The organism is Paraburkholderia sediminicola, from assembly GCF_902859805.1.
Taxonomy (GTDB): Bacteria; Pseudomonadota; Gammaproteobacteria; order Burkholderiales; family Burkholderiaceae; genus Paraburkholderia; species Paraburkholderia sediminicola.
Genome location: NZ_CADIKC010000007.1, coordinates 277,028 through 296,412, shown reverse-complemented (window position 1 = coordinate 296,412; position 19,385 = coordinate 277,028). Strand labels below are relative to the sequence as shown.

Below are 19,385 nucleotides of genomic sequence, written 5' to 3'. Positions count from 1 at the left end.
AAACCGGTGCCGGAAAAACAGACGAAAAAAATGCGCTGCCAAGGCAGCGCATTTTTCAATCACGAGCGTCAAAACAACGCCGATCCGGGCTCAATTCAAACCTGAAAACTCAACTCGCACGCGCCAGCAACAACGCGTTGGTACGCTTCACGAAGCTGGCCGGATCTTCCAGCGCGCCACCTTCAGCAAGCAAAGCCTGATCGAACAACAGATGACACCAGTCGTCGAAATTCGCGCTGTCCGCATGCAATCCCTTCACCAGCGCATGCTCCGGATTCACTTCGAGAATCGGGTGGAACGACGGCGCTTCCTGACCCGCTGCCTTCAGCATACGTTGCAGATAGCCGCTCATTTCGCCATCGTCCGCCACGAGGCAGGACGGCGAATCGGTCAGGCGGAACGTCAGGCGCACGTCCTTGGCCTTGTCCTTCAGCGCTTCTTTCATCTTGTCGACGAGCGGCTTGAACTCTTCGCCGACCTTTTCCTGCGCCTGCTTTTCTTCGTCATTCAGCGCACCCAGATCGAGATCGCCGCGCGCAACGCTTTGCAGCGGCTTGCCGTCGAATTCGTTCAGGAACGACAGCATCCATTCATCAACGCGATCGGTCAGCAGCAGGACTTCCACGCCCTTCTTGCGGAACACTTCGAGATGCGGGCTGTGGGTCGCGGCCTGCCAGGTGTCGGCGGTCACGTAGTAGATCTTCGTTTGCTCGGGCTTCATCCGCGCGACGTAATCGGCGAGCGAGACGTTTTGCTCCGGCGATTCCGTATGCGTCGACGCGAAACGCACCAGCTTCGCGATACGCTCGCGATTGGCGAAGTCTTCGCCGATGCCTTCTTTCAGCACCTGACCGAACTCCTTCCAGAAGCCGGCGTACTTTTCCTTATTGGCGCCGTTCTCCGAGTTCGCCAGTTCTTCGAGCATCGACAGCGAACGCTTGGTCACGCCTTCGCGGATCGCCTTCACGTCGCGGCTTTCCTGCAGGATTTCGCGCGACACGTTCAACGGCAGATCAGCCGAATCGACCACGCCCTTCACGAACCGCAGATAACCCGGCAGCAATTGCTCGGCGTCGTCCATGATGAACACGCGCTTCACGTACAGCTTCAGACCGGCGCGATGATCCCGGTTGAACATGTCGAACGGCGCGTGCGTCGGCACATACAGCAGTTGCGTGTATTCGCTGCGGCCTTCCACGCGGTTATGCGTCCACGTCAGCGGATCCTGATGATCGTGCGAGAGATGCTGGTAGAACTGCTTGTACTGTTCCTCGGTGATGTCGTTCTTCGAACGGGTCCACAGCGCGCTCGCCTGGTTGACGGTCTCGTCCTCGTCCTTCGTGACCATCTCGCTCTTTTCGGCGTCCCACTCTTCCTTCGCCATCAGGATCGGCAGCGCGACGTGATCCGAGTACTTCTGGATGATGGACTTCAGACGATGCGACGACAGCAGCTCGTCTTCATCGGCACGCAGATGCAGCGTGATGGTCGTGCCGCGCGCGGCGCGTTCGATCTGCTCCACCGCGAAATCGCCCTCGCCCGCGCTTTCCCAGCGCACGCCTTCCGAGGCCGGCAGACCAGCGCGGCGCGTTTCGACCGTGATCCTGTCCGCGACGATGAAGCCCGAGTAAAAGCCCACGCCGAACTGGCCGATCAGCGCCGCATCTTTCTGCTGGTCGCCGGAGAGCTTGCCGAAGAATTCCTTGGTGCCCGAGCGCGCGATCGTGCCGAGGTTGGCGATCGCTTCGTCACGGCTCATGCCGATGCCGTTGTCGTCGAGCGTGATCGTGCGGGCGGCCTTGTCGTACGACACGCGAATCCGCAGATTCGGATCGTTTTCGTACAGCGCGCTGTTTTCGATCGCTTCGAAGCGCAGCTTGTCGGCCGCGTCGGACGCGTTCGAAATCAGCTCGCGCAGAAAGATTTCCTTGTTGCTGTACAGCGAATGGATCATCAGGTGCAGAAGTTGTTTAACTTCTGCCTGAAAGCTCATGGTTTCTTGTGCCATGGTCGGACTTCCTCTCTGTTACGAATGGGGTTCTAGTCAGGCGTGGCGCACGGCCGCGAGCCGCTTGGGCCGGCTAGGCCGCTGGGATCGCCGGGACCGTGCCGCCGGATGGCCGGATTGCCGTGTCGCCGCTAAGTTGGGGCAGGCCGGCGCGGTTTCAAGAGGCGCGCCGCGCGACGCTGTCCAGATAGCGGCACAGGAACGTCGACAGCTCGGGATCGCCGCAGTTGGCGATGTTAAAGCGCATCCACGTGGTGGGGGATTGCAGCGGAGAAAACAGACTGCCAGGCGTCAGCAGAAAGCCTTCTTCGTGGCCGGCGGCCGCGAGCGCGCTCGCATCGACGCCGGTGTCGGCCCACAGGAACATGCCCGCCGCAGGCGTCAGAAACAGCTTCATGCCGGTCTTTTCGAGCATCCGCACCGATTTTTCGCGCACGCCGTCGAGCCGCGCACGCAGCCGCTCGACGTGCCGGCGGTAGTGGCCCTCAGTGAGAATCTTGTAGAGCACGCGCTCGTTCAATTCGGGGCTCGTCATGCCGACCAGCATTTTCTGATCGCTGACGGCCGTGGCCACCTCCGGCGCACTGGCGATAAACCCCACGCGCAGATTGGGCGCGAGCGTCTTTGAAAAGCTGCCCAGGTAGATCACGCGCTTCAACTGGTCGAGGCTCGCGAGACGCGTGCCCGGATAGCTCGGCGGGCACAGATCGCCGTAAATATCGTCTTCGACGACGATGAAATCGTAGGCCTCGGCGAGCCGCAGAATGCGGAACGCCTGCGCGGCCGTGAGCGAGGTGCCGGTGGGATTCTGCAGCACCGAATTGATCACCAGCATTTTCGGCCGCCAGGTCTCGACCAGCGACTCGAGCGCGTCGAGGTCCGGCCCATCCGGCGTGTACGGCATGCCGACCAGCCGCGCGCCCTGCGACGCGAAGCGCCCGAACATCTGGAACCAGGCCGGATCGCCGACGATCACCGCATCGCCCGGCTTCACGTAGATCCGCGAAATCAGATCGATCGCCTGAGTGATGCCCGAGACCATCACGATCTGATCCGGCGAAGCGCCGATTTCCAGCTCCTCCAGGCGCGTTTGCAACTGCTGGCGCAGCGGCAAAAAGCCTTGCGGCGTGCCGATGCCGAGCATCTGCGCGCCGCTTTGCCGGCCCAGCGTGCGCAACGCATTGGTGATCAGATCGCCGTCGAGCCAGCGGCCCGGCAAGTAGCCGAGGCCCGGACTGCGCTCGGGGCGCGCGCCCGTATGCAACATGTTGCGCAGCAGCCAGACGACGTCGATCGTGGCCGGCGCGGGCGCCGCTGCGGCGATCGTGCGGATCTCAGCCGTCGGCACGGCGCCCAATCGTTCGCGCACATAGAAGCCGGAGCCGCGCCGCGATTCAAGGTAGCCCTGCGCCACCAGCCGCTCATACGCCTCGACCACGGTGAAGCGCGATATGCCCTTGTCCAGCGCCAGCTTGCGGATCGATGGCATGCGCATGCCGGGACGGAACACACGCTCCTCGATGCGGCGGCGCGCCCACTGGACGAGCTGCTCGACCAGCGTCAGCGACGTCGTATCGTGAGGCGTGGGAATCTGGGTAAGCGGGACGGACATGACGGGCTCCAACTGTACCGAACGGTATCGAGTCGATTGTACCGTTACTGTGCCGGTCGCCGCCGCTACATTTAAGGCTACATTTAAGATAAGCAACGGATGATGAAGCGGCGCAGGTTGCATCCCGCCGCTCACGAGCGACCTCGGGCAAGACCCGCCCAAACGCCATCCGCCTGGCCCGCCGACCCGGCAAACGGTTATGCTTACGACCCCGGCAACGCTGCTGCCGCACCCGGCGCGCGTTCCGGCTTACCGCAGAAACCGTTTTCCTGATCCGCCATGACTGCCCATTCGCTCCGTCTCGATCATCTCGTGATTTCCGCCCGTACCCTCGACGAGGGCACGCAGTACGTTGCCGACACGCTCGGCGTCGCACCGGCCGGCGGCGGCGCGCACCCGTTGATGCGCACGCACAATCGTCTGCTGAATCTGTGGGGCGGCGTGTATCTGGAGGTGATCGCAATCGACCCGCAGGCGGCGGAACCGGCAGATGGCGCCGCGCCTCGCGCCCGCCTGTTCGCCCTCGACGACCCGGCGACGCAAGCCCGGCTCGAAAAAGGCCCGTACCTGTCGCACTGGGTTGCCCGAGTCGAACGGCCGAAGCAGCTTACGGCATGGCAGACCCAGTATCCGCAGCGCATTGCACCGATCGTGCCGATGACGCGCGGCGATTTCACGTGGGGTCTGTCGGTGCCTGACGATGGCGCCTTCCCCGCGTGGCAAGGCGCCGGCGACGGTGTGCTGCCGACGCTGATCCAGTGGGATACGCCGCGGCATCCGTCGGCGGTCCTGCCGGAAACGGGCATCGCTCTGAAAGCTTTGAAAGCAGTACATCCGCAGACCGACACGATCGCCGCGCAATTGCATTGGCTAGGCGCCGCGCACCTGATCGCACTCGAACCTGCGGACGGCGCGCCAGCGCTCGTCGCCGAATTTGAAACACCCGAGGGTCTACGGACCCTTAAATAAGCAGCGCGCGCGGGGCCTCAACTCGCGCGATAATGGAAGTTTTGACCGGTTCCAGAGATACCAGCAGAGGAGACCATGGACCAAAGCGACTTGAAAGCCCCCACGTGGCAACTGTCCGAACGCGCACGCAAGCTCACGAGCTCGGCGATTCGCGAGATCCTGAAGGTCACGGAGCGGCCCGAAGTCATTTCGTTCGCGGGCGGCCTGCCCTCGCCGGCGACCTTCCCGGCCGAGCGCATGCGCGAAGCATCCGACCGCATTCTGCGCGACGCGCCCGCCGCGGCGTTGCAATACAGCGCGACCGAAGGCTATCTGCCGCTGCGTGAATGGATTGCGCAACGCTATTCGGTGAACGGCGCGCAGATTCGTCCTTCGCAGGTACTGATCACGACCGGCTCGCAGCAAGCGCTCGACCTGCTCGGCAAAGTGCTGGTGTGCCCGGACAGCCCCGTGCTGGTCGAAACGCCGACTTACCTCGGCGCGCTGCAATCGTTCTCGATGTACGAGCCGCGCTACGTGCAGGTGGCGACCGACGAGCAAGGCCTGATTCCCGAAGCGCTCACGCCTGAACTGACGGCCGGCGCACGCCTCCTGTACGCGCAACCGAATTTCCAGAACCCGACGGGCCGCCGCTTGCCGGTCGAACGCCGCCGCGCATTGGCCGCGTTCGCGAAGACCGCGCCGTTCCCGGTGATCGAAGACGATCCCTACGGCGCGCTCGATTACGCGGGTGAACCGCTGCCCACCATGCTGTCGATGGCGCCGGATCACATCGTCCATCTCGGTTCGTTCTCGAAGGTGCTGGCGCCGGGCCTGCGGGTCGGCTACATCATTGCGCCCGAAGAGTTGATCTTCAAGCTCGTGCAGGCCAAGCAGGCCACCGATCTGCACACGCCGAGCTTCACGCAACGCATCGTGTACGAAGTGATCAAGGACGGCTTCCTCGACACGCACGTGCCGACCATTCGCGAGCTTTACCGCGATCAATGCGCGGCGATGCTCGCCTCGCTCGAACGCTACATGCCGGAAGGCGTAAGCTGGAACCGGCCGGAAGGCGGCATGTTCGTATGGGTGAATCTGCCCGAGCAGATCGACAGCATGAAGCTGCTCGAAGAAGCCGTCGCGCAGAATGTCGCGTTCGTGCCGGGCGGTCCGTTCTTCGCGAGCGAAGCCCAGCACAATACGCTGCGCCTGTCGTTCGTCACGGTGCCGCCGGCCAAGATCGACGAAGGCGTGTCGCGTCTCGCGGCGCTGATCCGCGCGAAGGTCTAGGCTGTCCCGACCCACCCGCGCCACCGAATTTCACTACTGTTCACTACCGACCAAGGACGCACCATGGCTCAATCAAACGTGTACGACAAGCTTAAGGAACTGGGCATCGAACTGCCGAGCGCAGGCGCGCCGGCAGCCGCCTATGTGATGAGCGCGCAAAGCGGCAACACGGTGTACCTGTCGGGCCACATCGCGAAGAAAGACGGCAAGGTGTGGGCCGGCAAGCTCGGCGCCACCATTACCACTGAAGAAGGCAAGGCCGCCGCGCGCTCCATCGCGATCGACCTGCTCGCCACGCTGCATACGCATGTGGGCGACCTGAACCGCGTCACGCGCATCGTCAAGCTGATGAGCCTCGTCAACTCGACGCTCGAGTTCACCGAGCAGCATCTGGTGACGAACGGCGCGTCTGAACTGATCGCGGATGTGTTTGGTGAGCGCGGCAAGCATGCGCGCTCGGCGTTCGGCGTGGCGCAGATTCCGCTCGGCGCATGCGTCGAGATCGAGATGATCGCCGAAGTCGAATAACTACCGTCGACTGGCACGACCGCCGCGGTTCACCCGGCCGGTCGCGCCAAGCGTACTGAACGCGTCGCCAGGTGTCTGTCACCTGCGGCGCGTTTTGCTTTTGTGGCGAGGTAGATCGTTCCTTTGTCACCAGATAGAATCCGCGAAACCTATCAATTTGCTGGATTCGCCGGACCGCGCCTGATGACCGCTCACACCGTTCGTTTTAAACAAGTCGACGTGTTCACGTCGGTGCCGTTCAAAGGCAATCCGCTTGCAGTCGTGTTCGATGCCGATGCACTCGATGCGGATCAGATGCAGGCCATCGCGCACTGGACCAATCTTTCCGAAACGACCTTCCTGCTGAAGCCGACCGACCCGGCGGCCGATTATCGCGTGCGTATCTTCACGACGCATGGCGAATTGCCGTTTGCCGGTCATCCGACACTCGGCACCGCCCATGCGCTGCTCGAAAGTGGGTACCTGCCGAAACAGGCCGGCAAGCTGGTGCAGCAGTGCGGCGTGGGGCTCGTCGAATTGAAAGCGCTGAAGGCGCCGGCTGACTCGACCGGCGAAGCACAGGAGACATGGGCATTCGCTGCCCCTCCCGCACGCGTCACAGCGCTTCCCCAGGATCGGTACGCGGCACTCACTGCGGCTTTGCGTAGCGACGCGGTCGACTTCAGCGCAACGCCCTGCGCGGTCGACAATGGTGCGCCATGGCTTGTGGTACGCGTCAATTCAGCGCGCGACTGCCTCGCACTCGAGCCCGATGCCGCAGCGCTAGCCGACCTCGTCCATGCAATGGACACCCACGGCGTTGCCGTCTATGGACCGCACGACGCTGACGGCCCGGCCACCTTCGAGGTGCGTTGCCTGATGTCAGGCGGCAGCTTCGGCGTCGGCGAAGATCCGGTCACCGGCAGCGCGAACGCCGCGCTCGCGGGCCTGCTGAGCGCCCAGCAGTTGCGCCCCGGCGCGCACTACACGGCCCGCCAGGGCACCGTATTGGGCCGTGCCGGCAACGTTTCTGTGCACTACGACGACGCAGCCGGCAAAACGTGGATCGGTGGGCCGTCCGTGACGATCGTCGACGGCACGTTCCGGTTGCCATGAACGCCACAGCACTCGTTTGCAGGTTCGCACGCGCCGGTCTGCCGCTGAACGCCGGCCGTATTTCGCCGCTTCAGCCCACGCTTAACAACAAAATGCCGCACCTTTCCCGCGATTAATGCGCCATGCATGATGCGAGGCCTGGCACACCTGAATTCCAGATCCCGATGAAATATTCGAAAACAAGTGCCAGGCCGCAGCCCCATGACTGGCTGCGCCGGCTGCGAATTCAGCCTGCCGGGACGGTCTGTCGCGCCCGCGTATACCCGATGCGTGGACTCTTCCTTAATCCAGTGGCATTAAGTAATATCGAAACGTACCCGATGACCTGCGGATGGTCAGGCACGACGCCACGCTCCCTTCCCCTGCGCAGCAGTCCCGGCACCTTGGTCACCATGCAGCCACCCATGAAATTAGCGCAGTCAATTCTCGCGCAGTTGCAACTGGCCGGCACCAGGGAACGGGCCGCCCGATGAGCCAGTTCCGCTTCTCCGACCAGCGCGAAGCCAAAACCCGCCGCGACCCCGCCGTGTCGCGCCGCCGTGCCTTGCTCGCCATTCCGGCGCTCGGCGTGCTGGTGCTGATCCTGCTTTGGACTGTGATCTTCGCGCGCCTCTCGGTTGAGAAAGAAGCCACGAATCGTGAGGCGATGGCCTCTGCCGCAATTCTCTCCGCGGCGCTGGAGCAGCACACGGTCAAGGCGATTCACCAGGTCGACCAGATTACCCGCTTCGTCAAATACGAATTCGAAAAAACGCCGAGTCATTTCGATCTCGCCAGCACGGTGGAAAAAGGCGTCGTGCAAAGCGAGACACTGGTGCAAGTGTCGCTGATCGACGAGCACGGCACGCTGATCGCCAACACGGCCGAACTCAATCCCAAACACATCGATCTGTCGGACCGCGAACACTTCAAGGTCCACGAACACGAAAACGACGACCAGTTGTATATCAGCAAGCCCGTGCTCGGCCGCGTATCCGGCCATTGGACCTTGCAGATGACGCGGCGGCTGAATCATCCCGACGGCTCGTTCGCGGGCGTCGTGGTGGTCTCCGAAGACCCGAGCTATTTCACCAGCGATTTCTACAACAACGCGGCCATCGGCCGTGAAGGCGTAATCGCGGTGATCTCGGACAACGGTACGGTGCTGGCGCGCCGCACGGGCAGCGCCGACAGCGCCAACGGTTCGTTTTCGGCGAGCGGCTCGTATCCGACCTCGGAGCATGTGTCGGGCACTTACGTCGATTCGATCGACAACGTCACGCGTATCGTCTCGTACCGGCATATCGACGGCTATCCGCTCGGCGTGCTGGTCGGACTCTCGCAAGCCGAAGAATTCGCCGACTACAACCACACGCGCAACGTCTACCTGCTGATGGCGGGCTTCATCTCGCTTGCCATGCTGAGTTTCTTCGCGGTGGCCACCGGTTTGATCGGCAAGCTGCTCGGACGCGAGCGCGAGATGACGCATCTGGTCGAGTACGATCTGCTGACCGGTTTGCGCAATCGCTATGCAACGCTGCAAACACTGCGGCACGACGTGGCGCAGCATGCCAATCTCGGGCGCCTCGCGATTCTTTTCATCGACCTGGACAACTTCAAGACCGTCAACGACACGCTAGGCCACAACGCAGGCGACATCGTGCTGCAAATGACAGCCTCGCGTCTGGCCACCGCGATCGGCGACGGCGGCGCCTTGAGCCGCATCGGCGGCGACGAGTTCGTCGTGGTGATCAAGGGCGACGACGTCGAGAAGCGCGCCGTCACGCTCGCCGAAGCGGCCGCCGAAGCGTTCTCCAAGCCTTTCGAAGTGCGTGGCAGTTCGTTCGTATTGCACGCGAGCATCGGTATCGCGCTCTACTCGGTCGCCAACGAGAGCGAGATCGATCTGCTGAAAAAAGCCGACCTCGCGATGTACAGCGCGAAAGACGCGGGCAAGAACTGCTACCAGTTCTATTCGCCGCAGTTGTCGCACCGTGCGGACCATTTGATGAAGTGGGAGCAGCAACTGCGCGTCGCGCTCGCCGAAGGTCAATTGTTCCTCGCCTATCAGCCGAAGATCGATCTAACGCGCCGCTGCATCACCGGTTTCGAAGCGCTGGTGCGCTGGAACCATCCGCAACACGGTTTGATTCCGGCGAACGAATTCATTCCGGTCGCCGAATCGACCGGTTTGATCGTGCCGATCGGTGACTTCGTGATCGAGACCGCTTGCCGTCAACTGGCGTTGTGGCAGCAACAGGGCTACGACACGCTCTCGCTCGCGGTGAACATCTCCGCGGTGCAGTTCTGGCGCGGCGATCTGTACGAAACCATCTCGCACGCGATCGAGGAGAGCGGCATCTCCGCACGCCGCCTCGAACTCGAAATCACCGAGACGGCGATGATGGAATATCCCGAACTCGTGTCGGAGAAAATCTTCGCGTTGAAGCGCCTCGGCGTGCGCATCGCGCTCGACGACTTCGGCACAGGCTATTCGTCGCTCTCCTACCTGAACCGCTTCTCGGTCGACACGCTGAAGGTGGACCGTTCGTTCGTCCAGGCGATTCCCGGCGACCGCAGTGTCTGCGTGATGGTCACCGCAATCGTCAACCTGGCGCGTTCGCTCGGACTCACGGTGGTGGTCGAAGGCACGGAGACCGAAGAGCAGATTGCGTGGCTCGCCGCGCTCGGCCATATCGAGGCGCAGGGTTTCCTGTTCTCGCGTCCGGTGCCGGTCGAAGCGATTCCTGCGCTGCTCGAACGCTTCGGCGTATGCGGCATGAAGGGGCACCGCCCCGTGCACGATGTCGACAGCACCCGCAGCTTGTCCAGCACCAGCACGACAAGCACCAATAGCTGAATGCGGCCCGGCGGTGGCGCGCCTGTCACGCACAGGCGCGCCACGTGCAGCCTGTAAGCGTAAGTGCCGCAGCCCCGCGCTTATCCAACCACGGCATCGCAAAACCGGCTACATTCACGCTGTAATGCGCCAGAGCGCGATGCCGTCTGCGGGCCGCGCCAATACACACAACAATGATCTCAGAGGGCGGGCCGCCCGCGTGCGGGGGCTCGCGTCGCCATGCAGTCGATCACGAGCCAGAATGCCGCCAGGCGAGGGAAACGGGAACCGTTATGGACGCTGTTCCGGGTCGTGTTCGGCCTGTCGGCGCTGTCGTGGGGCGGTCTCGCGCTGATGGCGCAACTCGAAAACCACTACGTGGAGCGTGAGGGGCGGCTCTCGCGCGTGGCGTTTTCCGATCTGATCGCGCTTGCCTGGATGGTGCCCGGACCGGTGGGCTGCAATGTCGCCGTGCAACTGGGACATGCGCTGCGTGGACGCGCCGGCGCCTGGGTGGCGGGCGTCGCGAGCGTGCTGCCCTTTTTCACGCTGATGACATTGTTCGCGATCTTCTATCGCACGCCGCTGGTGCGCGCCGCCGCTTCCCAAACCTTGCTCAATCACTTCAGCGTGGTGCTGGCCACGCTGATCGCGATCACCTGGTACAAACAGACGCGCGCGCTGGTGCGTGGCAAGCTCGAATGGATCGCGGCGGCAATTGGTTGCGTGGCGCTTTTCTATGCTCGCAGTCCCGCGGCCTATGTGGTGATGCTCGGCGCGGCCTTCGGCACCGGCTGGTTCGTCAGTCCGGTTCGCAATACTCGCATCGAGGTGTCGATCGGTCGCGGCGACTGGCAGTTGCTGGCCGCACTGAGCGTGTTGCTGGTGTTGTTCGCCCTGCCGTTGCCGCATCGCTATGAACTGGCACTGCTATGGCCGCGGCTGGCCGGCGCGGGCATGACCTTGTTCGGCGGTGGCTTCTCGGCGTTGCCGGTACTTAAGACATTGTTCGTCACGCCGGCGATCGGCGTGTCGGATAACGACTTCACCTTGGCGTTTTCGCTCTCCCCGTTGTCGCCGGGGCCGCTGTTGAATGTGGTGCCGTTCTTCGGCTATCTGGTGGATGGCTGGGCAGGCGCGCTGATTGCTACGCTCGCGCTCTTTGTGCCGTCGGGCTGCCTCGTCGTACTGGCGCAGCGGCATCTGCATCAGTTGAAGGCCAATCCGCGTTTCGAGCACGGCATGCGGATCTTGCGCGCGGTCACCACCGCGTTTCTGGCGGTTGCCGTGCTGCGCATCGCGGTGCATGTGCCGTTTAAACCTGTGTATCTGGTGACGGCGCTGTTCTCCGGCATGTGCTTCGCAAAGCTCAAGGTGCCGGTGTATGTGGTGTACGGGACCGTGGCGGTCGTGTGTGGATTGTGGCTTGCCTACGGCGCCATGCAGTAGACAAGCCGGGCGTCAGAAACCGCGCGACAGCACAGCGACGCCGATCGTCACCACGCCCAGCACGATATTCACCAGCACCAGACGCCGGATCGTACCGACAGCCTGCGCGCCATCCGGCCACTTCTGCGCCTGCACCGCACGGCGAATGCGCGGGAACACGGCGAAACGAATGTGCCCGAAGATCAGCATCATCACAATGCCGAGGCCGGCCATGGCATGCAACGGCCATGTGGCGTGACCGCCGCCGAATTGCATCAGCAGGAAGCCTCCGGTGAGGAGAATCACCAGCACGGCTGCGGCGACCCAGTTGAAGAAGCGGCTGAACACCGATTCCCACAATGGCAAGCGTAGTTGCGGCGAAAGATCGGCAATGGCCGGGCGCAGACAGAAATGCGCGAATACCATCCCACCCACCCACACGGCGACTGCGAGCAGATGTAGAAACAGCGCGAGTTCGATAGCTTTGTTCATGTTGTTTTCCTCTCCCGACGACGCCACACCGCTTATTACGAATGATATTAGCAGCGGCTATTGAGCGCATTCGACCGCGCGCTATGCGTGCAGTTCCATGGCTTGACGGCGTCTTAACATTCTTTGTAGTTGTTATTGCAGCGCGCCCGATACCGCGACGGTACTGCACCCCGGATTTTTGCTGCGCGCGGCGTGTGCTTCAAGGTGCACGTTGTTGCTGTTTGTGCTCCAAAGCACACGCCGCGTTAATGCCTGGTTCTACTCCACTTCCATCTACTAGCTGCTAACTACTACGATTACGCGGCGAGTACCGGACGCATCCCGTCGAGCTTCATCTTGCTCTCAGGCGCACGCCCCTTGCGCGCCCGCTTGCCGACGTGCGGCGTGAGCGTAGCGCCGCTCAGCTTCTCTTCATCGACACGGCCGCCGCGACGCGTGCCGATCAACACCACACCCGCCTTGTTGATGGACAGCGCCTGCACCAGCGTTTCGTTGTCGTCGAGCGCCATCAGCGTGACACCGCGTCCGCCGCCCGAAAGCGTCTTCATTTCGTCGAGGCCGAACACCAGCAGGCGTCCACCCGAAGACAGACATGCGATGTGCGTCGCATCCGGCAGCATCGGCATCGGTGCGAGCGGCGTGGCGCCTGCGTCGATCGTCATGAACGACTTACCCGCCTTCACGCGGCTCACCATGTCGCCAACCTTGGCGACAAAGCCGAAGCCGTTGCTCGACGCGAGCAGCAAAGCCTGATCCGCGGACGCCGCGTAGTAATGCATCAGGTGGCTGCCCGACTCGAGCTCGATCAGCGACGTAACCGGCACGCCATCGCCTCGCCCGCCCGGCAGCATCGCAACCGCCACCGAATAAACGCGACCGTTGCTGCCCCACGCGACCAGCGTGTCCGGCGTGCGGCACTGGAACGCCGCATAGAGCCCGTCGCCGGCCTTGAACGTGAAGCCGGCCACATCCAGACCGTGGCCCTTCAGCGCACGGACCCAGCCCTTCTGCGACACCACCACCGTCACCGGCTCGTCGACCACGCGCGCTTCAAACGTCGCGCGTTTTTCCTGCTGGATCAGCGTGCGGCGCTCGTCGCCGTATTGCTTCGCATCGCCTTCGATTTCCTTGATGAGCAGACGCTTCATCGCAGATTCGCTGCCGAGCAGTTCTTCGAGCTTGGCCTTCTCGTCGCGCAGTTCGGACAGTTCCTTCTCGATCTTGATCTTCTCGAGTCGCGCCAACTGACGCAAGCGGATTTCGAGAATGTCTTCGGTCTGCCGGTCCGACAAGCCGAACGCAGCCATCAACGCGACTTTCGGCTCATCCGATTCGCGGATGATGCGGATGACTTCGTCGATATTCAAAAAGACGATCATCCGGCCTTCAAGAATATGGATCCGGTCGTCGACCTTGCTCAAGCGATGACGCGTGCGGCGCGTAACCGTCGCGAAGCGGAACGCGATCCACTCGTGGATGATCTCGCTCAAGCCCTTCTGACGCGGCCGGCCATCGCCGCCCACCATCACCATATTGAGCGACGCGTTTGATTCGAGGCTCGTATGCGCGAGCAGCGTGTTGACGAAATCAGTCTGGTCGATACGGCTCGACTTCGGTTCGAACACGAGACGCACCGGCGAGTCCCGGCCCGACTCGTCGCGCACGGCGTCGAGTAGCGCGAGCATGGTCTGCTTGGTCTGCAACTGTTCGGGCGTGAGCGCCTTCTTGCCGAGTTTGATCTTCGGATTGGTCTGCTCTTCGATTTCTTCGAGCACCTTCTGCGCGGCCGTGTTCGGCGGCAGTTCGGTGATCACGAGCTGCCACTGACCGCGCGCGAGCTCCTCGATCTTCCAGCGAGCGCGCACCTTCAGGCTGCCGCGGCCGCTTTCGTAGGCTGCGGAAATCTCGGCGTCGCTCGAAATAATCTGGCCGCCGCCCGGGAAGTCCGGCCCGACGACGTGCTGCATCAACTCGGCGTGTTCGATCTTCGGATTACGGATCATCGCCACCGCAGCCGCTGCGACTTCGCGCAGATTGTGCGACGGGATTTCCGTGGCGAGACCCACTGCAATGCCGGACGCGCCGTTCAGCAGCACGAACGGCAAGCGCGCGGGCAACAGCCTCGGCTCTTCGAACTCGCCGTCGTAGTTCTTCATGAAGTCGACCGTGCCCTGGTCGATCTCATCGAGCAGCAGCTTCGCGATCGGCGTCAGGCGCGCTTCGGTGTACCGCATGGCCGCTGCGCCGTCGCCGTCGCGCGAACCGAAGTTGCCCTGGCCGTCGATCAGCGGATAGCGCATCGAAAAGTCTTGCGCGAGACGCACCAGTGCGTCGTACGCCGACTGGTCGCCGTGTGGGTGGTATTTACCCAGTACGTCGCCGACCACGCGCGCCGACTTGACGGGCTTGGCGTTGTCGCCGAGGCCCATGTCGTTCATGGCGAACAGGATGCGGCGTTGCACCGGCTTCTGGCCGTCGCACACGTCAGGCAGCGCGCGCCCCTTGACCACGCTCACCGCGTAGTCGAGGTACTGGCGTTCCGCGTAGTTGCCGAGCGTCAGGAAGTCGCCTTCCGGGGGCGGCGGCTCGGTGAAAAGGTCGAGAGTGTTATCGTCGTCCATCTAGATTCCGTATCCGTGTTTGGCTTGAAGTTTCGTGCGAAGGCAGAGCGTTGTTAAGAACGCTCGCTCAGATATCCGCTTCTACTTCGTTGCCCTTTTCTTCCAGCCAGCTGCGCCGCGACGCCGCTTCGCCCTTGCCCATCAGCATCGTCATACGCGCCACCGTGGCGTCGTAGTCGAGTTCGCCGAGCGCCACCGGCGTCAGGCGCCGCGTATCAGGGTTCATCGTGGTGTCCCACAACTGCTCTGCGCTCATTTCACCGAGGCCTTTGAAGCGACTGATGGACCATTGCGTGTCGCGTACACCGTCTTTGCGCAGCTTGTCGAGGATTGCTTCGAGTTCGCCTTCGTCGAGCGCGTAGAGCTTCTGCGCCGGCTTCTTGCCGCGCGCGGGTGCATCGACCCGGAACAGCGGCGGACGCGCCACGCACACATGCCCACGTTCGATCAGCTGCGGGAAATGCTTGAAGAACAGCGTAAGCAGCAACACCTGGATGTGCGAACCGTCGACATCAGCGTCCGACAAGATGCAGATCTTGCCGTAGCGCAGATTCGACAGATCGACCTTGTCGTCCGGGCTGTGCGGATCGACGCCGATCGCCACCGAAATGTCATGCACTTCGTTATTAGCGAACAGCCGGTCGCGCTCGGTTTCCCACGTGTTCAGCACCTTGCCGCGCAGCGGCAGGATCGCTTGATATTCCTTGTCGCGGCCCATTTTCGCCGAACCGCCCGCCGAGTCACCCTCGACGAGGAAGAGTTCATTGCGGCCGATTTCCGTCGATTCGCAATCGGTCAGCTTGCCCGGCAGCACGGCCACGCCCGAGCTCTTGCGCTTCTCGACCTTCTGGCCGGCGCGCGTACGCGCCTGGGCCTGTTTGATGACGAGGTCGGCGAGCTTCTTGCCGTGCTCGACGTGCTGATTCAGCCACAACTCCAACGCCGGCCGCGAGAACGACGACACCAGCTTCACCGCATCGCGGCTATTCAGGCGCTCCTTGATCTGACCTTGGAATTGCGGATCGAGCACCTTCGCCGAGAGCACGAACGACACGCGTGCGAACACGTCTTCCGCCAGCAGCTTCACACCCTTCGGCTGCAGGTTGTGCAACTCGACAAAGCTCTTCACTGCCTGGAACAGACCGTCGCGCAAACCGGATTCGTGTGTGCCGCCCGCGGGCGTCGGAATCAGATTGACGTACGACTCGCGCATGAGCGTACCTTCTTCGCTCCACGCGACGACCCACGTCGCGCCCTCGCCTTCGGCAAACGTCTCTTCGCTCGCGCGCGAGTTTTCGACATAACGCTCGCCTTCGAAGAGCGGAATCAGCAGATCGCTGCCGTTCATGCCTTCGAGCAGATAACCGCGCAGACCGTCTTCGTATTTCCAGGTCTGCGTCTCGCCGGTTTTCTCGTTGATCAGCGTAACTTCGACGCCCGGCAACAGCACCGCTTTCGAGCGCAGCAGACGCTGCAGTTCACCGAGCGGCAGATTCGGCGAATCGAAGTATTTCGGATTAGCCCACGCGGTGACACGCGTGCCGGACTTCTTGTCGCCTTTGGCTGCGGGGCGGACTTCGAGTTGTTTGGCGACGTCGCCGTTGGCGAAACTCAGATCGGCGATTTTGCCGTCGCGCCACACGGTGACGTCGAGGCGAGTGGACAGCGCGTTGGTAACCGACACGCCGACGCCGTGCAGGCCGCCCGAGAATGTGTAGGCGCCGCCAGCGGCTTTATCGAACTTGCCGCCCGCGTGCAGGCGCGTGAAAACGATTTCGACGACCGGCACGCCTTCGTCCGGATGCAGGCCGAACGGAATGCCGCGGCCATCGTCTTCGACCGAAACCGAATGGTCGGCGTGCAGCGTGACGGTGATTTGCCGGCCGTAGCCGCCGAGGGCTTCGTCCGACGCGTTGTCGATAACTTCCTGAATGATGTGCAGCGGATTTTCGGTGCGGGTGTACATCCCGGGCCGTTGCTTGACCGGCTCCAGGCCCTTCAACACCTTGATCGACGCTTCGCTATACGCGGCGTTTGGCTTTTTCGTAGACATGGTTGACTCGGGTGCGTCGGTTCATCGTTGTCCACAGGTCCTGTTCATAAGTCCGTGGACAATGCGTTGAGTTTTCAAAAAAAGCGAAACGAAACAACGGGGTTAGGTGGGGTGCCCGCAGCGCGGGCAACGTGTTTTATCGCCTGGCTTCCCATGGGCGCGCTCGACGGCGGCTCGGTGCGGGCTCCACAGCCCGGCAACGGCCTGCCGGTGCGAACGCCGGGGGAAGCCTGTTCGCGGGGTATTTTACTGATTTCGATACGGGCGGCAATTCACGTGATGCAGGATTGGCCGTTTAGATAAGGGGCGGCGCGCGGCTTCGACCAATTATGCGACCGCGATGAGACCGCTACGGGACCGTGAAAAAACTGCGACGGGCCCGCTGCGCAGCCACGCCCCCCGCTCTCTGCATGAATTCGGCGCGACCTCGGATCACGCCGCCCCCGTGTATCACTTGCGCTTGTTTTCCAGCTCGTCCCAGCGTTCCAGCGCGATCAGCAGTTCCTCATCGATCGCGGCGTAGCGCTCGGTCAGGCGCGTGCCTTCCTGGGCGTCTTTCGCGAACACCGAACCGTCTTCGAGTTGGGCGCCGATGGTTTTCTGCTCCGCTTCGAGCGCGGCGATTTTCGCCGGCAACGCCTCGAGTTCGCGCTGATCCTTGAACGACAGCTTGGCCGCGCGCTGCGTATTGCGGCCCGCGCCGCTTGCGCCGCTGTCCTTCGACGCCACTTCTTTGGCCGCTTCTTTCTGTGCGTCCTGCGCCATCTGTTGCGAACGGTCGCGCTGAATCTGCCAGTCTGTAAAGCCGCCGACGTACTCGCGCCACTTGCCGCCGCCTTCCGACGCGATCACCGAGGTCGCGACGTTATCGAGAAACGCGCGATCGTGGCTGACCAGCAGCACCGTGCCGTCGTATTCGGTGAGCAGTTCTTCGAGCAGTTCGAGCGTCGGGATGTCGAGGTCGTTGGTCGGTTCGTCGAGCACCAGCACGTTGGCCGGCCGCGCGAACAGACGCGCCAGCAGCAAGCGATTGCGCTCGCCGCCCGACAGCGACTTGACCGGCGAACGGGCGCGTTCCGGCGCGAACAGGAAGTCGCCGAGATAGCTCATGACGTGCTTCTTCTGGCCGTTGACTTCCACCCATTCGCTACCCGGGCTGATCGTATCGGCGAGGCTCTTGTCCAGATCGAGCTGCGCGCGCATCTGGTCGAAGTAAGCAACCTGCAGATTGGTGCCGACGCGCACCGTGCCTTCGTCCGGCGGCAATTCGCCGAGGATCATTTTCAGCAGCGTGGTCTTGCCCGCACCGTTCGGACCGACAAAGCCGATCTTGTCGCCGCGCATCACCGTGGCCGTAAAGGTATCCACCACCGTGCGCGAACCGTAGCGCTTGGTGACGTCGGTCAGCTCGGCGACGATCTTGCCGGACTTCTCACCCTGGCCTACGTCGAGTTTGACGTTGCCCTGCACGTTGCGGCGCTCGGCGCGCTCATTACGCATCTGCACGAGCCGCGCGATCCGGCCGACGCTGCGCGTACGACGCGCTTCCACGCCCTTGCGAATCCACACTTCTTCCTGGGCAAGCAGCTTGTCGAACTTGGCCGCTTCTACCTGCTCGACTTCAAGCTGCTGCGCCTTCCGTGTCTGATACGCGCTGAAATTACCCGGATACGACAGCAGACGTCCGCGATCCAGTTCGACGATGCGCGTGGCGACACGGTCGAGAAACGCGCGATCGTGAGTGATGAACAGCAGACCCGCGCGCAACGAGACCAGCAACTCCTCCAGCCACCGGATGCCGTCGAAGTCGAGGTGGTTGGTCGGCTCGTCGAGCAGCAGCACGTCCGGCTGCACGACCAGCGCACGCGCGAGCGCAACGCGCTTTTGCATCCCGCCCGACAGCGAACCGACCCGCGCCTCGCCATTCAGACCAATCTGCTGCAGCGTGGTGGCCACGCGCGTGCTCCAGTTCCAGGCGTCCGAATGGTCGAGCGCCGATTGCAGCGTGTTCATGCGCGACATCAGCGCGTCGTGCTCTGCGCCATCCTGCTCGTCGGCGAGTTGATTGGCGACCGCGTCGTATTGATCCAGCAGCTCGCGGGCGTGGGTCAGACCGGCGGCGACCGCTTCGAACACCGTGTCGTCCGTATCGAACTCCGGCTCTTGCGGCACGTAGACCGAGGTCAGGCCCTGCTGGCGCGTGACGAGGCCGTCGTCCGGCTTGGTCAGATCGGCGACGATTTTCAGCAGCGACGACTTGCCCGCGCCGTTACGGCCGATCAGCCCAACGCGCTCGCCCGCTTCGAGAGAGAAATCCGCGCGATCGAGCAACGCGACGTGACCGAACGCCAGTTGGGCCCCGGTAATGGTGTAAAGCGACATGGAGAATTGGAGAAGACAGCGATGAGTCGGAACTGCTCATTGTACCGGGCGCGCGGGCGGGTGCCTGTCTGCCGGAAGAGATAGGCCGAATGACCGGCTTGCGGAAT

General features: G+C 62.8%; 12 protein-coding genes. 6 read left to right on the top strand and 6 right to left on the bottom strand.

The window, feature by feature from the left end; all coding sequences use genetic code 11:
• Positions 1-109: 109 nt before the first annotated feature.
• Both htpG and R8871_RS24410 read right to left on the bottom strand, forming a co-directional pair.
• Positions 110-2,008 carry a molecular chaperone HtpG gene (htpG, locus tag R8871_RS24415; RefSeq protein ID WP_175052770.1) on the bottom strand — a complete coding sequence of 633 codons (1,899 nt, stop codon included), beginning with the start codon at positions 2,006-2,008 and terminating at the stop codon, positions 110-112.
• 157 nt (positions 2,009-2,165) lie between these two features.
• Complete coding sequence (locus tag R8871_RS24410) at positions 2,166-3,620, bottom strand: aminotransferase-like domain-containing protein (RefSeq protein ID WP_175052769.1); 1,455 nt, start codon at positions 3,618-3,620, stop codon at positions 2,166-2,168.
• Positions 3,621-3,899: 279 nt separating this feature from the next.
• Here R8871_RS24410 and R8871_RS24405 point away from each other — a divergent pair, with 279 nt between their 5' ends.
• The 6 genes from R8871_RS24405 (at position 3,900) to R8871_RS24380 (ending at position 11,751) form a co-directional block, all read left to right on the top strand.
• Positions 3,900-4,589: a VOC family protein gene (locus R8871_RS24405; RefSeq protein ID WP_175052768.1), complete on the top strand. Its 690-nt coding sequence runs from the start codon at positions 3,900-3,902 to the stop codon at positions 4,587-4,589.
• 75 nt (positions 4,590-4,664) lie between these two features.
• A complete protein-coding gene (locus R8871_RS24400; RefSeq protein WP_175052767.1) occupies positions 4,665-5,861 on the top strand; it encodes an aminotransferase-like domain-containing protein in 1,197 nt (398 codons plus the stop codon).
• 63 nt (positions 5,862-5,924) lie between these two features.
• On the top strand, positions 5,925-6,389 hold the full coding sequence (locus tag R8871_RS24395) for a RidA family protein (protein WP_175052766.1): 465 nt from the start codon (positions 5,925-5,927) through the stop codon (positions 6,387-6,389).
• 183 nt (positions 6,390-6,572) lie between these two features.
• Positions 6,573-7,484, top strand: coding sequence for a PhzF family phenazine biosynthesis protein (locus R8871_RS24390; protein ID WP_175052765.1), 912 nt, complete (start codon positions 6,573-6,575; stop codon positions 7,482-7,484).
• Between the two features lie 469 nt (positions 7,485-7,953).
• On the top strand, positions 7,954-10,323 hold the full coding sequence (locus R8871_RS24385) for a bifunctional diguanylate cyclase/phosphodiesterase (protein ID WP_175052764.1): 2,370 nt from the start codon (positions 7,954-7,956) through the stop codon (positions 10,321-10,323).
• 219 nt (positions 10,324-10,542) lie between these two features.
• The gene (locus R8871_RS24380; protein WP_175052763.1) at positions 10,543-11,751 is read left to right on the top strand and encodes a chromate transporter; all 1,209 of its coding nucleotides are present in this window, start codon (positions 10,543-10,545) and stop codon (positions 11,749-11,751) included.
• 12 nt (positions 11,752-11,763) lie between these two features.
• Here R8871_RS24380 and R8871_RS24375 read toward each other — a convergent pair whose 3' ends face one another.
• From R8871_RS24375 to R8871_RS24360, 4 genes are all read right to left on the bottom strand, one after another.
• Positions 11,764-12,222, bottom strand: coding sequence for a CopD family protein (locus R8871_RS24375; RefSeq protein WP_097391773.1), 459 nt, complete (start codon positions 12,220-12,222; stop codon positions 11,764-11,766).
• A gap of 296 nt (positions 12,223-12,518) precedes the next feature.
• On the bottom strand, positions 12,519-14,843 hold the full coding sequence (gene parC / locus R8871_RS24370) for a DNA topoisomerase IV subunit A (RefSeq protein WP_175052762.1): 2,325 nt from the start codon (positions 14,841-14,843) through the stop codon (positions 12,519-12,521).
• 67 nt (positions 14,844-14,910) lie between these two features.
• A complete protein-coding gene (locus R8871_RS24365; protein ID WP_175052761.1) occupies positions 14,911-16,896 on the bottom strand; it encodes a DNA topoisomerase IV subunit B in 1,986 nt (661 codons plus the stop codon).
• A gap of 450 nt (positions 16,897-17,346) precedes the next feature.
• Positions 17,347-19,278: an ATP-binding cassette domain-containing protein gene (locus R8871_RS24360; protein ID WP_175052760.1), complete on the bottom strand. Its 1,932-nt coding sequence runs from the start codon at positions 19,276-19,278 to the stop codon at positions 17,347-17,349.
• Positions 19,279-19,385: the final 107 nt, after the last annotated feature.

What these genes read in the sequence shown, in the direction of transcription:
- htpG (WP_175052770.1), bottom strand. Translation starts at nt 2,008, where the DNA reads ATGGCACAAGAAACCATGAGCTTTCAGGCAGAAGTTAAACAACTTCTG.
- R8871_RS24410 (WP_175052769.1), bottom strand. Translation starts at nt 3,620, where the DNA reads ATGTCCGTCCCGCTTACCCAGATTCCCACGCCTCACGATACGACGTCG.
- R8871_RS24405 (WP_175052768.1), top strand. Translation starts at nt 3,900, where the DNA reads ATGACTGCCCATTCGCTCCGTCTCGATCATCTCGTGATTTCCGCCCGT.
- R8871_RS24400 (WP_175052767.1), top strand. Translation starts at nt 4,665, where the DNA reads ATGGACCAAAGCGACTTGAAAGCCCCCACGTGGCAACTGTCCGAACGC.
- R8871_RS24395 (WP_175052766.1), top strand. Translation starts at nt 5,925, where the DNA reads ATGGCTCAATCAAACGTGTACGACAAGCTTAAGGAACTGGGCATCGAA.
- R8871_RS24390 (WP_175052765.1), top strand. Translation starts at nt 6,573, where the DNA reads ATGACCGCTCACACCGTTCGTTTTAAACAAGTCGACGTGTTCACGTCG.
- R8871_RS24385 (WP_175052764.1), top strand. Translation starts at nt 7,954, where the DNA reads ATGAGCCAGTTCCGCTTCTCCGACCAGCGCGAAGCCAAAACCCGCCGC.
- R8871_RS24380 (WP_175052763.1), top strand. Translation starts at nt 10,543, where the DNA reads ATGCAGTCGATCACGAGCCAGAATGCCGCCAGGCGAGGGAAACGGGAA.
- R8871_RS24375 (WP_097391773.1), bottom strand. Translation starts at nt 12,222, where the DNA reads ATGAACAAAGCTATCGAACTCGCGCTGTTTCTACATCTGCTCGCAGTC.
- parC (WP_175052762.1), bottom strand. Translation starts at nt 14,843, where the DNA reads ATGGACGACGATAACACTCTCGACCTTTTCACCGAGCCGCCGCCCCCG.
- R8871_RS24365 (WP_175052761.1), bottom strand. Translation starts at nt 16,896, where the DNA reads ATGTCTACGAAAAAGCCAAACGCCGCGTATAGCGAAGCGTCGATCAAG.
- R8871_RS24360 (WP_175052760.1), bottom strand. Translation starts at nt 19,278, where the DNA reads ATGTCGCTTTACACCATTACCGGGGCCCAACTGGCGTTCGGTCACGTC.